At 70.6% G+C, this 14,429-nt stretch carries 11 protein-coding genes; 8 read left to right on the top strand and 3 right to left on the bottom strand.

Annotated elements, in window-relative coordinates:
• Nucleotides 1-61 precede the first annotated feature (61 nt).
• The 4 genes from uvrB (at nt 62) to EES42_RS13110 (ending at nt 6,287) form a co-directional block, all read left to right on the top strand.
• Complete coding sequence (uvrB, locus tag EES42_RS13095) at nt 62-2,182, top strand: excinuclease ABC subunit UvrB (protein WP_124718297.1); 2,121 nt, start codon at nt 62-64, stop codon at nt 2,180-2,182.
• 131 nt (nt 2,183-2,313) lie between these two features.
• Nucleotides 2,314-2,892: a TerD family protein gene (locus tag EES42_RS13100; RefSeq protein ID WP_124718298.1), complete on the top strand. Its 579-nt coding sequence runs from the start codon at nt 2,314-2,316 to the stop codon at nt 2,890-2,892.
• A gap of 172 nt (nt 2,893-3,064) precedes the next feature.
• A complete protein-coding gene (locus EES42_RS13105) occupies nt 3,065-5,008 on the top strand; it encodes a TerD family protein (RefSeq protein ID WP_124718299.1) in 1,944 nt (647 codons plus the stop codon).
• Nucleotides 5,009-5,273: 265 nt separating this feature from the next.
• Nucleotides 5,274-6,287, top strand: coding sequence for a TerC family protein (locus tag EES42_RS13110; protein WP_124718300.1), 1,014 nt, complete (start codon nt 5,274-5,276; stop codon nt 6,285-6,287).
• A gap of 52 nt (nt 6,288-6,339) precedes the next feature.
• Here EES42_RS13110 and EES42_RS13115 read toward each other — a convergent pair whose 3' ends face one another.
• Both EES42_RS13115 and EES42_RS13120 read right to left on the bottom strand, forming a co-directional pair.
• Nucleotides 6,340-6,996 carry an MBL fold metallo-hydrolase gene (locus EES42_RS13115; protein WP_124718301.1) on the bottom strand — a complete coding sequence of 219 codons (657 nt, stop codon included), beginning with the start codon at nt 6,994-6,996 and terminating at the stop codon, nt 6,340-6,342.
• A 10-nt stretch (nt 6,997-7,006) separates the two neighbouring features.
• Entirely contained in the window at nt 7,007-7,696 is a 690-nt protein-coding gene (locus EES42_RS13120; RefSeq protein WP_124718302.1) for a maleylpyruvate isomerase family mycothiol-dependent enzyme, read from the bottom strand.
• A gap of 175 nt (nt 7,697-7,871) precedes the next feature.
• Here EES42_RS13120 and uvrA point away from each other — a divergent pair, with 175 nt between their 5' ends.
• Complete coding sequence (uvrA, locus tag EES42_RS13125; RefSeq protein ID WP_124718303.1) at nt 7,872-10,937, top strand: excinuclease ABC subunit UvrA; 3,066 nt, start codon at nt 7,872-7,874, stop codon at nt 10,935-10,937.
• 249 nt (nt 10,938-11,186) lie between these two features.
• Nucleotides 11,187-11,615, top strand: coding sequence for a Rieske (2Fe-2S) protein (locus EES42_RS13130; RefSeq protein WP_124718304.1), 429 nt, complete (start codon nt 11,187-11,189; stop codon nt 11,613-11,615).
• 18 nt (nt 11,616-11,633) lie between these two features.
• On the opposite strand, the gene EES42_RS13135 is transcribed toward EES42_RS13130, so the two are convergent.
• A complete protein-coding gene (locus EES42_RS13135) occupies nt 11,634-12,560 on the bottom strand; it encodes a hypothetical protein (protein ID WP_124718305.1) in 927 nt (308 codons plus the stop codon).
• Between the two features lie 229 nt (nt 12,561-12,789).
• On the opposite strand from EES42_RS13135, the gene EES42_RS13140 reads away from it, so the two are divergent.
• On the top strand, nt 12,790-13,425 hold the full coding sequence (locus EES42_RS13140) for a papain-like cysteine protease family protein (RefSeq protein ID WP_124718306.1): 636 nt from the start codon (nt 12,790-12,792) through the stop codon (nt 13,423-13,425).
• Between the two features lie 4 nt (nt 13,426-13,429).
• Nucleotides 13,430-14,323 (top strand): hypothetical protein, encoded by an 894-nt coding sequence (locus tag EES42_RS13145; protein ID WP_124718307.1) that lies wholly within the window; start codon nt 13,430-13,432, stop codon nt 14,321-14,323.
• Nucleotides 14,324-14,429: the final 106 nt, after the last annotated feature.

Genomic DNA, 14,429 nt, shown 5'->3' on the forward strand with positions numbered 1-14,429 from the left:
GCGGCCCCGGCATCCCGGCTGACCCGGCCCGGTTGTCAGTGGTGGGTCGTACGGTGGTTCCATGCGGCCCGTTTCGAAGATCGAACGTTCGGTGGCGCCTTTCGAGGTCGTCAGTCCCTACCAGCCCAGCGGCGACCAGCCCGCGGCCATCGCCGAGCTGGAGCGGCGCATCCGCGCGGACGAGAAGGACGTGGTCCTGCTCGGCGCGACCGGCACCGGTAAATCGGCGACCACCGCGTGGATGATCGAGAAGCTGCAGCGCCCCACGCTCGTGATGGCACCGAACAAGACGCTCGCCGCACAGCTGGCGAACGAGTTCCGCGAGCTGCTGCCCAACAACGCCGTCGAGTACTTCGTCTCGTACTACGACTACTACCAGCCCGAGGCGTACGTACCGCAGTCGGACACCTACATCGAGAAGGACTCCTCGATCAACGAGGAGGTCGAGCGGCTGCGCCACTCCGCGACGAATTCGCTGCTCACCCGGCGCGACGTCGTCGTGGTCGCCTCCGTCTCCTGCATCTACGGCCTCGGTACGCCCCAGGAGTACGTGGACCGGATGGTCCAGCTCAAGGTCGGCGAGGAGATCGACCGGGACCAGCTGCTGCGCCGCTTCGTCGAGATCCAGTACAGCCGCAACGACCTGGCGTTCACCCGGGGCACCTTCCGGGTCCGCGGCGACACCATCGAGATCTTCCCGGTCTACGAGGAGCTCGCCGTACGCATCGAGATGTTCGGCGACGAGATCGAGGCGCTCTCCACCCTCCACCCGCTCACCGGCGAGGTGATCAGCGAGGACCAGTCGCTCCACGTCTTCCCCGCCAGCCACTACGTCGCCGGTCCCGAGCGCATGGAGAAGGCGGTCAACGGCATCGAGCAGGAGCTGGAACAGCGCCTCGCCGAGCTGGAGAAACAGGGCAAGATGCTGGAGGCCCAGCGGCTGCGGATGCGCACCACGTACGACATCGAGATGCTCCGCCAGATCGGCACCTGCTCCGGCGTGGAGAACTACTCAATGCACTTCGACGGCCGCTCGCCGGGCACCGCCCCCAACACCCTCCTCGACTACTTCCCCGAGGACTTCCTCCTCGTCCTCGACGAGTCGCATGTCACCGTGCCGCAGATCGGCGCCATGTACGAGGGCGACGCCTCCCGCAAGCGCACCCTGGTCGACCACGGCTTCCGGCTCCCCTCCGCGCTCGACAACCGCCCGCTGAAGTGGGAGGAGTTCCTGAGCCGGATCGACCAGACCGTCTATCTCTCCGCCACTCCGGGGAAGTACGAGCTGTCCCGGGGCGACGGCTTCGTGGAACAGATCATCCGCCCCACCGGCCTCGTCGACCCGGAAGTGGTCGTCAAGCCCACCGAGGGCCAGATCGACGACCTGGTGCACGAGATCCGTACACGCGCCGAGAAGGACGAGCGCGTCCTGGTCACCACCCTCACCAAGAAGATGGCCGAGGACCTCACCGACTACTTCCTGGAGCTCGGCATCCAGGTCCGCTATCTGCACAGCGACGTCGACACACTGCGCCGTATCGAGCTGCTGCGCGAGCTGCGCTCCGGCGAGTACGACGTACTGGTCGGCATCAACCTGCTGCGCGAGGGCCTCGACCTGCCCGAGGTGTCGCTCGTCGCCATCCTCGACGCGGACAAGCAGGGCTTCCTGCGCTCGGGGACGTCCCTGATCCAGACCATCGGGCGAGCCGCCCGGAACGTCTCGGGGCAGGTCCATATGTACGCGGACAAGATCACCCCGGCGATGGCGCAGGCCATCGACGAGACCAACCGCCGCCGCGAGAAGCAGATCGCCTACAACACCGAGCGCGGTCTCGACCCGCAGCCGCTGCGGAAGAAGATCAACGACATCGTCGCGACGATCGCCCGCGAGGAGGTCGACACCGAGCAGCTGCTCGGCACCGGCTACCGCCAGGCGAAGGGTGCCAAGGCACCCGTTCCCGCGCTGGGCGTCAAGACGGCCGGCTCCAAGAAGGCCAAGGGCGGCGGCGAGACGGTCACCGACCGGCCCGCCACCGAACTCGCCGGGATCATCGAGGAGATGACCGACCGGATGCGGGCGGCGGCCGCGGACCTCCAGTTCGAGGTGGCCGCGCGACTGCGTGACGAGGTCGGGGAGTTGAAGAAGGAACTGCGCCAGATGCGCGAGGCGGGGCTTGCCTGAGCCCGCGGCATCCGGTGTGTTGCAGGACCGACACAAAACGGCCCCGAGCGGTCGCGCCACCGGCGCGAATGCGTAGGGTGCTGGGAAACCGCGCACGGACGGTTGCGGGGAAAGCGGAGAGGGGACAGCGCGTGACGGTCAATATGACCAAGGGTCAGGCCATCAGCCTGCAGAAGAGCGACGGGGGGACCCTGACCGCGGTGCGGATGGGGCTCGGCTGGCAGGCGGCGCCGCGCCGGGGTCTGTTCGGTTCACGTACACGGGAGATCGACCTCGACGCGTCGGCGGTGCTCTTCGCCGACAAGCAGCCGGTCGACGTGGTCTTCTTCCGTCACCTCGTCAGTGACGACGGATCGGTCAAGCACACCGGGGACAACCTGGTCGGGGGCGCCGGTTCCGGCGGCGACGACGAGGCGATCCTCGTCGACCTGCAGCGGGTGCCGGTCCACATCGACCAGATCGTCTTCACGGTGAACTCCTTCACCGGCCAGACGTTCCAGGAGGTGCAGAACGCCTTCTGCCGCATCGTCGACGAGACCAACGGCCAGGAGCTCGCCCGCTACACGCTGGACGGCGGCGGGCAGTACACCGCCCAGATCATGGCCAAGGTGCACCGAGCGGGGAACGGCTGGCAGATGACCGCGCTCGGCAACCCGGCCAACGGCCGCACCTTCCAGGACCTGATGCCGGCGATCCTGCCGCACCTGTAGGCAGGACCCGACCGATGGAGGGTGCCGGGCTCCCCGGCACCCTCCGAGCCGGTACGTACCGGTACCCGCAGCTCCCGGAGGCATCGGCCGCCGGGAGCTGCGACACATCGCGCCGCACCGCACGCGGCACCACGCGCGACACACAGCAGCGAATCGTCGAGGGGACAGGGCAATGACGGCCGAGCTGGTCCGGGGGCAGAACCACACCTTGCCCCAGACCCGTCTGGAGATCCGGGTATCGGCCGGCACGCCCGTCGTGGCCGGTGCCACGCTCGGCGACGAGAACGGCACGGTGCGCGGCACCGAATGGATCGCCCACCCGGGATCGCCCCAGCTCCCCGGGCTCGAAGTGTCCCGGCAGGCCGCCGCCGACCACCGGCTCGCCGTGGATCTCGACGCCCTGCCCGGCCCGGTGCACCGGGTCACCGTGCTGCTGGCCCTGCCGACCGGCGTCGGCGGCCCGGTCAGGTTCGGCGCGGTGGCCTCCCCGTTCGTCGCCGTCACCGGGCTCGACGGCACCGAGATCGCCACTTTCACGCTCACCGGCCTGGACAGCGAATCCGCGGTCACGGCCCTGGAGCTGTACCGCCGGCAGGGCGCCTGGAAGGTACGCGCGGTCGGCCAGGGCTACGCGGGCGGCCTGGACGCCATGCTCGCCGACCAGGGCGTGCCCGGGGCCGCCGAGCTGGCCCACTCCATCCAGGACGCGGTAACCCGGGCGACGGCCCGCTCGGTCGCCCCGCCCCCGCCGCGCACCCCGGGCGCCGACCGGGTCGCCCCCGGCGCCGGCGCGCCCGGCCCCGTACCGCCCCCGGACGGCCACCGGCCCGCACCCCAGCCGCCCGAGCCGATCGCGGAGCCCGCCACTCCGCCGCCCGGCGCCACGACGGGCGGGCCCATCAACTACGCGCACCCGCGTCGCCAGTCCACCGCACCCCCGCCGCCCCCTCCCACCGCGCCGCCCGCCGAGCCGGGCCGCCCCGCACAGCCCGTCGCCGGGGACGCGACCGGCTGGTCCATGGACGAGCGCCTCTACAACCAGATCTGGGGCATGTTCGAGGACCTGGCCCGCACCACCGCCGCCTATCGCAGCGCCGTCGACTTCGCCGAGTCCCGGATGGGCCAGGAGCTCGACCGCACCCTGTCCGACCCGCGCAGCCGGATCGGCGGCGCGGGGGACCGGGCCCGCGAGGAGGCCCGGGCCAAGCGCGACGAGCTGACCACCCGCGCCCGTGAGGCCCTCGACCGCGACCTGGCCCAGCTCGTCGCCGAGGCCGCCGTGGTGGAACCCGCGCTGCCCGCCGCGTTCGCGGGCTGGGACAACCCCGTCTGGCACGCCTACCGCGTCCCCATGGAGATCCCCATGGCGCTGCGCATCGGCGACCTGCACCTGCCCGAGAACCCTGCCCTGCACATCCCGCTGCTGGTCCGGCTGCCGCTGGAGCGCGGGATGTGGATCGACAGCGGCCGTACGACGTCCGATGCCGCGGCCCTGATGGACAGCGCCCGGCTGCGCAGCCTCGCCATGGAGTGCGCGGTCGCGCACGCGGCCCGGCTGCTGGCGGTCTACCCGGCCGACGAGTTCTCGGTCCATGTCATCGACCCCGCGGGCTCCGCGGCCGGGGCGCTCGCACCCCTGGTCCGGTCCGGGGCGCTCGCCGGGCCGCCCGCCTCCGGAGCCGGGGGAGTGGCCTCGGTCCTCGCCCATCTCACCCGCCGCGTCGACCTGGTGCAGATGGCGATCCGGGCCGGCGCCGCCGACTCGCTCCCGCCGGACGTGGACACCGGCGAGCAGCTGCTGATCGTCAACGACTTCCCGCACGGCTTCGACGACCGGTCCGTCACCCAGCTGCGCTACCTCGCCGACGAGGGACCCTCGGTCGGCGTCCATCTGATGATGGTCGCGGACCGGGAGGACGCCAGCGCCTACGGGCCGGTGCTGGACCCGCTGTGGCGTTCGCTGCTGCGCGTCACCCCGGTCGCCGACGACCACCTGGCCGACCCCTGGGTGGGGCACGCCTGGACGTACGAGCCGCCCCGGATGCCGCCGGGCAGCCGGGTCCTGGAGCAGGTGCTGGCCAAGGTGGCGGCCGCCCGCCGCCCGCGCCGCCCCTGATTGCCGGGCACAACCGGCACCTGACTCACACCCCTCCGACCAGTGCTTTTGAATGATCTTTACCCTCTTCTTTACCTTTCCTTGGTGTTCCCTGTACTGTTCTTTGAACGGAGGGGAGTACTCCCATACGCGGCGTACCCGTCAATACGGACCGTGACCGGTCCCGGGGCGTCGGCCCGTGGTGCGCAGCCCGTGCGCCCGGGTGGAAGAGACCTCCGGCAGCGACGACGCTGATCAGTAGCCGTAGCGAACTGCCGGAGGCGCAGTGGACGTTTCATGGACCCTCTGGGTGCTGACCATTCTTGGTCTGTCAGCCCTTATCGCCGTCGACTTCTTCATCGGGCGCAAGCCCCATGACGTGACGACAAAGGAAGCCGGAATCTGGACGATCGTCTGGATCGCGCTGGCCGCCCTCTTCGGGCTCGGCCTGCTGGTCTTCGGCGAGAGCCAGGCCTCGGGCGAGTTCTTCGCCGGCTTCATCACCGAGAAGTCGCTCAGTGTCGACAACCTCTTCGTCTTCGTCCTGATCATGGCGAAGTTCTCGGTGCCCTCACACCTTCAGCAACGGGTGCTGCTGGTCGGTGTGCTGATCGCGCTGGTGCTGCGGGCGATCTTCATCGCCGCCGGTGCCGCCGTGATCGCCAACTTCTCGTGGGTCTTCTACATCTTCGGCGCGTTCCTGATCTACACCGCCTGGAAGCTCATCCAGGAGGCACGGGCCGACGAGGAAGAGGAGGAGTTCGAGGAGAACCGTCTCCTCAAGACGATCGAGCGCCGCTTCGGGGTGGCCGACCGCTACCACGGCACCAAGCTCTTCATCCGGAACAATGGCAAGCGCGTCCTGACACCGCTGATGGTCGTCATGCTCGCCATCGGCACCACCGATGTGCTGTTCGCCCTGGACTCCATCCCGGCGATCTTCGGTCTGACCCAGGACCCGTACATCGTCTTCACCGCCAACGCCTTCGCCCTGATGGGGCTGCGGCAGCTGTACTTCCTGATCGGCGGGCTGCTGAAGAAGCTGGTCCACCTCAGCTACGGGCTCTCGGTCATCCTCGGCTTCATCGGGGTGAAGCTGGTGCTGCACGCACTGCACGAGTCCGGAGTGCACGTCCCCGAGATCTCCATCCCGGTGTCGCTCGGCGTCATCTGCGGCGTGCTGGTGATCACCACGATCACCAGCCTCGTCGCCAACAAGAAGCAGGCCCGGGCGGACGCCGCTGCGGAAGCGGAGAAGGTCGACGCCGCCGCGGACAAGGGTGCCGGCACAGAGGCCTGAGCGGAGGCGGGGGTACGGGCGCGCGGACCATGCGCCCGTACCCCCGCCGTTGTCACCAGCCCCGGGCGCGCCACTCCGGCAGCTGCGGGCGCTCGTCGCCGAGCGTGGTGTCGTGTCCGTGGCCCGGGTAGACCCAGGTCTCGTCGGGCAGCGGGTCGAAGAGCCTGGTCTCCACGTCGTGCAGCAGACTCGCGAACGCCTCGGGGTCCTTGAACGTGTTGCCGATCCCGCCGGGGAAGAGGCAGTCCCCGGTGAACAGGTGCGGAGCGCCGTGCGGGTCGTCGTAGACGAGCGCGATCGAGCCCGGGGTGTGGCCCGTCAGGTGGCGGGCGGTCAGTGTGACCTGCCCGACGCGGATCGTGTCGCCGTCCTCGACGAGCACATCGGTCGGGACCGGGATGCCCTCGGCGTCGTACCGCCCCGCGTAGGTACGCGCTCCGGTGGCCGCCACCACCTCGCCCAGTGCCTGCCAGTGGTCGCCGTGCCGGTGAGTGGTGACGACGGACGCGATGCCGTCGTCACCGATCAGTCGCAGCAGCGTCCCGGCCTCGGCGGCCGCGTCGATCAGCAGCTGCTCGCCGGTGGCCCGGCAGCGCAGCAGATAGGCGTTGTTGTTCATCGGGCCGACGGCGACCTTGGAGATCATCAGATCCGTCAACTCGTGTACGTCCGCACGCCCGCCGACCTTGACCGCTCCGCTGTACGTCATGACTCTCAGCCTATAGGGGGGGCAGCGCGGGCAGGGGCCCGCCTTCGACGGTCAGGGCGGAGCCGTCCCGCCGCCCGCTGAGCCAGCCGAGCAGTTCGGGCGCCGTGCCGCGGACCACGACGGGCCCGCCCTCCGCGCCGCCGCCGGTCGTCCGGAGCCGGCCCGTGCTGTCGGCCACACTCGTCGAGACGACCGCGGGGTGCCCGGCGAACCGCTCGGCCAGGAAGTCGATCTCCCGGGCGGTGAACTCGTCCGGCAGGTCCTCCAGCTCGTAGCCGATCCCGAGGTCGACATGGTGCAGCTCGACCTCGACGCGGCGCCGGAAGGGGATCCGGGAGGCGGAGTCCGTCACGCCGTTGCGCAGCTCGACCGTTCGCGACCAGTCGGCCGGGGCCGCGGCGGCGTCCTGGAGGCGGGCCGCGCTCCCGGCCAGGTCGGCCAGCTGTTCGGACTGCGACCGGGTCGCGTCGCGCTCGATGTCGCGGTCGCGGGTTTCGCTGTCTGCGTACATGGGGCGGCCCTGGAGAACATTTACGAGCGCGTCGGCGTTACGAGAAAGGTGCGCAACGACATGGCCCCGACTCCAACCCGGCAATCGCGACGGCCGGGCGAGTGCGGCAGCGTCCAATTTTTCGGTGGCGCTGAGCAGTCGATCGGTTGCTTCACGTACGGCGTCCAGGTCGTGCGCATGATCAATCATGGGGCTGAGCCTAGCCTCGCCACTCATTCGGGTGAAGGAGTCTTCAGCCGTCCGTAAATCGAATGTGCGTGCTATACGCTCGGAGTCGAAAGCTTCGTACACCGCTGTGGCGCCCCCCATACCCTGGGACAGGGGCTCAGTTCCCCCACTTCTCTCCAGAAAGGTGCGGACCGGCGTGGCCGACCGTCTCATCGTCCGTGGCGCTCGCGAGCACAACCTCAAGAACGTCTCGCTCGACCTCCCGCGCGACTCCCTCATCGTCTTCACCGGGCTCTCCGGGTCGGGCAAGTCTTCCCTCGCGTTCGACACGATTTTCGCCGAGGGCCAGCGACGCTACGTGGAGTCCCTCTCCTCGTACGCCCGCCAGTTCCTCGGCCAGATGGACAAGCCGGACGTCGACTTCATCGAGGGCCTCTCGCCCGCCGTCTCCATCGACCAGAAGTCGACCTCGCGCAACCCGCGCTCGACGGTCGGCACCATCACCGAGGTCTACGACTACCTCAGGCTGCTCTTCGCCCGGATCGGCAAGCCGCACTGCCCGGAGTGCCGACGGCCCATCTCGCGCCAGTCGCCGCAGGCGATCGTCGACAAGGTGCTCGGCCTGCCCGAGGGCAGCCGTTTCCAGGTGCTCTCGCCGCTGGTGCGCGAGCGCAAGGGCGAGTTCGTCGACCTCTTCGCCGATCTGCAGACCAAGGGCTACAGCAGGGCCCGGGTCGACGGCGGGACCATCCAGCTCTCCGAGCCGCCCAAGCTGAAGAAGCAGGAGAAGCACACCATCGAGGTGGTCATCGACCGCCTCACGGTGAAGGACAGCGCCAAGCGCCGGCTGACCGACTCGGTCGAGACCGCGCTCGGGCTCTCCGGCGGCATGGTCGTGCTCGACTTCGTCGACCTCCCCGAGGACGACCCCGAGCGCGAGCGGATGTACTCCGAGCACCTCTATTGCCCGTACGACGACCTCTCCTTCGAGGAGCTCGAACCGCGCTCCTTCTCCTTCAACTCGCCCTTCGGCGCCTGCCCCGACTGCACGGGCATCGGCACACGGATGGAGGTCGACCCGGAGCTGATCGTCCCCGACGAGGAGAAGTCGCTCGACGAGGGCGCGATCCACCCCTGGTCGCACGGCCACACCAAGGAGTACTTCGGCCGGCAGATCAGCGCCCTCGCCGACGCTCTCGGATTCCGGACGGACATCCCCTGGGCCGGGCTGCCGCAGCGCGCCAAGAAGGCCCTGCTCCATGGCCACAAGATCCAGACCGAGGTCCGCTACCGCAACCGCTACGGGCGGGAGCGCGCGTACACCACGCCCGCCTTCGAAGGCGCGGTGCAGTTCGTCAAGCGGCGGCACTCCGACGCCGAGAGCGACTCCAGCCGGGAGCGCTTCGAGGGCTACATGCGCGAGGTGCCCTGCCCGACCTGTGAGGGCACCAGGCTGAAGCCGATCGTCCTCGCGGTGACGGTGATGGAGAAGTCCATCGCCGAGGTCGCCGCGATGTCGATCAGCGAGTGCGCCGAGTTCCTCGGCCGGATGAAGCTCAACGCCCGTGACAAGAAGATCGCCGAGCGGGTGCTGAAGGAGGTCAACGAGCGGCTGAAGTTCCTCGTCGACGTCGGCCTCGACTACCTCTCGCTCAACCGCGCGGCCGGCACCCTGTCCGGCGGCGAGGCCCAGCGCATCCGGCTCGCCACCCAGATCGGCTCCGGCCTGGTCGGCGTGCTGTACGTGCTGGACGAGCCGTCCATCGGCCTGCACCAGCGGGACAACCACCGGCTGATCGAGACCCTGGTCCGGCTCCGCGACATGGGCAACACGCTCATCGTCGTCGAGCACGACGAGGACACCATCAAGGTCGCCGACTGGGTCGTCGACATCGGCCCCGGCGCCGGTGAGCACGGCGGCAAGGTGGTCCACTCCGGATCGCTCAAGGAGCTGCTGGCCAACGGGGAGTCGATCACCGGCCAGTATCTGACCGGCAAGAAGCAGATCCCGATGCCGGACATCCGGCGCCCCGTCGACCCGCAGCGCAGGCTCACCGTGCACGGCGCCCGGGAGAACAACCTCCGGGACATCGACGTCTCCTTCCCGCTCGGCCTGCTCACGGCCGTCACGGGCGTCTCGGGTTCGGGCAAGTCGACGCTGGTCAACGACATCCTCTACACCCACCTGGCGCGCGAGCTGAACGGCGCCAAGTCGGTCCCCGGCCGGCACACCCGGGTCGACGGCGACGACCTGGTCGACAAGGTCGTGCACGTCGACCAGTCGCCCATCGGCCGGACCCCCCGGTCCAACCCGGCCACGTACACCGGTGTCTTCGACCACGTCCGCAAGCTGTTCGCGGAGACGATGGAGGCGAAGGTGCGCGGCTATCTGCCGGGCCGCTTCTCCTTCAACGTCAAGGGAGGCCGCTGCGAGAACTGCTCCGGCGACGGCACCATCAAGATCGAGATGAACTTCCTGCCGGACGTGTACGTCCCGTGCGAGGTCTGCCACGGAGCGCGCTACAACCGGGAGACCCTGGAGGTCCACTACAAGGGCAAGTCCATTGCCGAGGTGCTGGACATGCCGATCGAGGAGGGCCTGGAGTTCTTCGAGGCCGTCCCGACGATCGCCCGCCACCTCCGCACGCTCAACGAGGTGGGTCTCGGATATGTGCGGCTCGGCCAGTCCGCGCCGACCCTCTCCGGTGGTGAGGCGCAGCGTGTGAAGCTCGCCAGCGAGCTCCAGAAGCGCTCCACCGGCCGCACGGTCTACGTCTTGGACGAGCCGACCACGGGTCTGCACTTCGAGGACATCAGCAAGCTCATCAAGGTGCTCTCCGGGCTGGTCGACAAGGGCAACTCGGTGATCGTCATCGAGCACAACCTCGATGTGATCAAGACCGCGGACTGGGTCATCGACATGGGCCCCGAAGGCGGCAGCGGCGGCGGCCTGGTCATCGCCGAGGGGACTCCGGAGCAGGTCGCCGGGGTTCCGGCCAGCCACACCGGCAAGTTCCTCCAGGGCATCCTGGACCCGGAGCGGGTGAGCGAGGCCGCGGTGCCCGCGGCCCGCAAGCCGGTGCGGAAGACGGCCGCGAAGAAGGCGGTCGCCGCGAAGTCGGCCCCGGCCAGGAAGACGGCCACGGCCCGGACCGCGAAGTCCGCCACGGCAGCCAAGGCTGCCGGGACCTCGGGGACCGCCAAGACGGCTGCGGCGAAGAAGCCCGCGGCGAAGAAGGCGGCCCGCACGCGCAAGGCCTGACGACAGGCCCCAGGGCGGAACAAGGCGGCGGCTCCCGGATCCCCGGGGGCCGCCGCCCCCGTTTCTGCGCCATGCCCGAGCCGCTGACCAGGAACGACCGGCCTCGGGTGGCCCGGCCGCAGGGCCGTCCGGCTCCGCCGGTATCGTCGGTTCTGTCACCGATGGCGCCGAGGCCCGCGGTACTGCTGGTACGCGTGGTGCCTCAGCCGTGTCCGGTGCCCATCCGCCCCTTTGACCAGTGGAGACCGCATGTCCGGCCAGCCCGCCGCCCGCCGTACCGTGCTGAAGGGTGCCGCTCTCGCCGGCGCCGCCGGGCTGGGAGTGGCCGCCTGCTCGACCGAATCGAAGCTCGGCCACGCCGAGACGCCGACCCCGACCGCCCCCGTCGAGCTCGGCGCGCCGGACGACATTCCGGTCGGCGGATCCAAGCTCTTCCGCAACGAGCGGGTCATCGTGAACTGCCCGGCCAAGGGCCAGTACAAGGCGTTCAGCGCCCAGTGCACCCACGCGGGCTGTCTGCTGGACAAGGTCGAGGACAACGTGGGCACGTGCCCCTGCCACGGCAGCCACTTCGACACGACGACCGGCAAGGCGATGCGCGGCCCGGCGACCGCGCCGCTGCCCGCGGTCCCGGTCAGGGTCGAGGGCGGCCGGCTGGTCGCGGGCCCCGACGCCTGACACCGGCCGGGGACGGACTCACTCCCAGTCCCAGTCGATGCCGACCAGACCGGGCCGTACGCCCTGCTCCACCAGGTGGACGGTCCGGTGCCTGCCGGTCAGCGTGAGGTCCGTGCGGGCGCCGCGCGGCGCCCCCGCCGAGACCTGGGCGAAGCGCCGGCACCGTACCGGCAGCGCGGCCTCGTCGAAGGCCACCTGGAGCACGTACTGCCCGCCCCCGAAGCTGAACCCCCGCACGTACTCGCCGCTCGGCCCTCCCGTGCCGTCGTCGAAGCCGTAGCCGAAGAGGTAGGTGTCACCCGCCCTCAGCCGGGTGTCGAAGAGCAGCTCCGCGACGAGGACCCCCGTACCGCGGTCCCAGCGGACCCGCCCGGTCCGGCAGTTCTCCCCGGCCGTCACCGTCACCCGTGCCGGATCGCAGCCCGGATCGCCCCGGTGGACGGCGAGATAGCGGTCGATGTCGTCCCGGTGGGCGCGCACCACATGCTGCGAATCGCGCTGCCGCAGCTCCCGGCCGGGACCGATCCGCACCCGCTCGTGGTGCCCCACCGTGTGCAGCCCGCCGTCCACCGGCGACCCCATGGCCGCGAGCAGCCGCTCCACGGCGCCGGACGACTCCATCAGGGAACGGTACGAACGCGCGGCCGGACGGTCGGCCTCCGGGCGGGTGCTCCCGATTCCGAGTAACCGGAGCAGCGAGTTCCCCGGCAGTTCCAGTACCTCCTCCAGCGCCTTCACGGCCCGCAGGGACTCGGCGCGCTGCGGGCGTCTGGCCCCCTGCTGCCAGTAGCTCAGGCTCGTCACCCCGACCTTGACGCCGCGGTGCGCGAGATGGTGCTGCACCCGCTGGAGCGGCAGCCCCCGCACCGAGAGCGCGGTGCGCAGCGCCAGATGGAACGGGCCGGTGTGCAGCACCTGTGCCAGTTCGGCCTCGGTGTGCCGCATGGGGTCCTCCAGGTGAACGTTCACGACGCGGGGCGGGGGGAGCGCGTCGGCGGGGGTGGTGCCGCAGGTGGCCGGGGCGCGGCCGTTCACGTATCCGCCACGCCGTTCACACCGCGACGTTCCCCCGCATTGAAGCGTGTTGACCCGTCCCCGACAACGGTTGATGCTCCTCGGACAGCGTCCGGACGCGCTCCTGTGATCCCACACCCCCCGCCTCGGGAGGAACGTCATGAGTATCCGAAGAATCCGAACGGGACGGCTCCCGGCCCTGGCCGCGCTGGCCGCCGTGCTCCTCGCCGTACCGACGGCGACCGCCTCGGCGGCCCCCGCCCCGGCGCCCGCACGGGCCGCCGCCGCGACCGGTGAGGCCGCCGGTGGTGTCGCCGCGACCCAGCGGCTGAACATCACCATGCAGGCCCAGCAGAAGACCAACTGGTGCTGGGCGGCGTCCGGCAACACCATCGCCACCTGGTTCGGCCGCAACTACTCGCAGAACCAGTTCTGCAACGCCGCCTTCGGCCGCGCACAGGGCTACGAGTGCCCCAACTCGCAGGCCACGCTGGGCAATGTCCAGGACGGTCTGTACTGGGCCGGCATCAACCCCGGTTCGTACGTCACCGGCTGGCTGCGCTACCCCACCGTCCAGGCCGAGATCGCCGCGGGCCGCCCCGTCGAGACCCGCATCCAGTGGTCGTCGGGCGGCGGCCACATGCATGTCCTGTACGGCTACGACGACTCCGACAGCTGGGTCTACTGGGGCGATCCCTGGCCCTCCAACAACCGCTACAACTGGGCCTCGCACGACTGGTACGTGAACAACAACGAGTTCTCCTGGACCCACTCGCTCTACCGGATCGGGGCGTGACGGAATGATCCCCAGCACCGCACGCACCGCACGTCACTCACGCACCGCACATCACTCACGCACCGCCCGGTCCGCAGCCGCGTCCCTGGCCGCCACCGGCATCCTGACCGGCGCCGCGCTGCTGACCGTCGCCGCCCCCGGGGCGGCCGCCGCCACCGGACCCACCGCCGGCCCGGCCGCCCTGGCGGCCGCCCGGCACGCGGCCACCGAACCCACGACCCTGGACACCCTGGCCCGGTTCTTCGCCCGCGAGGGCGCGGTCACCAGGTCGGCGGCCGCACCGCGCATCGAGGGCGCGGCCGTCCCCGTGAACACCCTCGATCCGGACTTCGTGGCCGGGAAACCGGGAGCGCCCGTCGCCAGGCTGGACTACCTCGCCACCACGGCCGTCTCCTCGGACGGCCAGAAGGCCTCCCTGTGGACCCTTCCGAAGAAGGGGAAGGACGGCGGCTGGCAGGTGGTGAACATCGCCAGCGGCGACGACGAGACGAGGTACGCGGCCGAGGGCACCCGCAGGCTCCCCGGCGGGACGGTCTTCCGCGAGCCGCAGACCGACGCCTGGTTCGTCCAGAAGGGGACGAAGGTGCTCCCCCTGGACCGGGACGCGGTCCGCGCGGTCGGCGCCCGCGGCACCACGCTGGCCGCCTACCGCGCCCGGGTGCGCGCCGCCTACGGCGACAAGCTCCCCGGCTCCGGATACGCCCGCTCCGGCAAGGCGGGCGGCTACGCCCCGCCCGCCGCCGCACCCGCCCCCGAGCCCAGGACGGTCACCGCGAGCACCGCGTCCGGCACGGCGCTGACCGCCACCTCGGCCGCCGCCGGAGCGGGCGCCCTCGTCGTGCTCGCCCTCAGCGGTCTCACCGTGCTGCGCAACCGTCGCCGCCGGGAGACCCCGTGACCGGCGGCGGCACCCGCTGACCCGTGCTCCGGGGCGCGCTCCCGCGATCCGCGCCCCGGAGCACGGCACCACTTCCGGGCGGCCGCACTGTCACCGCCCGCAAGTA

Origin of the sequence: Streptomyces sp. ADI95-17, assembly GCF_003846175.1 — a bacterium.
Lineage (GTDB): Bacteria > Actinomycetota > Actinomycetes > Streptomycetales > Streptomycetaceae > Streptomyces > Streptomyces sanglieri.

Excerpts from the sequence above, each read along its gene's own strand:
- EES42_RS13145 (WP_124718307.1), top strand. The coding sequence starts at position 13,430 with ATGATCCCCAGCACCGCACGCACCGCACGTCACTCACGCACCGCACAT.
- uvrB (WP_124718297.1), top strand. The coding sequence starts at position 62 with ATGCGGCCCGTTTCGAAGATCGAACGTTCGGTGGCGCCTTTCGAGGTC.
- EES42_RS13120 (WP_124718302.1), bottom strand. The coding sequence starts at position 7,696 with ATGATTGATCATGCGCACGACCTGGACGCCGTACGTGAAGCAACCGAT.
- EES42_RS13115 (WP_124718301.1), bottom strand. The coding sequence starts at position 6,996 with ATGACGTACAGCGGAGCGGTCAAGGTCGGCGGGCGTGCGGACGTACAC.
- EES42_RS13135 (WP_124718305.1), bottom strand. The coding sequence starts at position 12,560 with ATGCGGCACACCGAGGCCGAACTGGCACAGGTGCTGCACACCGGCCCG.
- EES42_RS13130 (WP_124718304.1), top strand. The coding sequence starts at position 11,187 with ATGTCCGGCCAGCCCGCCGCCCGCCGTACCGTGCTGAAGGGTGCCGCT.
- EES42_RS13140 (WP_124718306.1), top strand. The coding sequence starts at position 12,790 with ATGAGTATCCGAAGAATCCGAACGGGACGGCTCCCGGCCCTGGCCGCG.
- EES42_RS13105 (WP_124718299.1), top strand. The coding sequence starts at position 3,065 with ATGACGGCCGAGCTGGTCCGGGGGCAGAACCACACCTTGCCCCAGACC.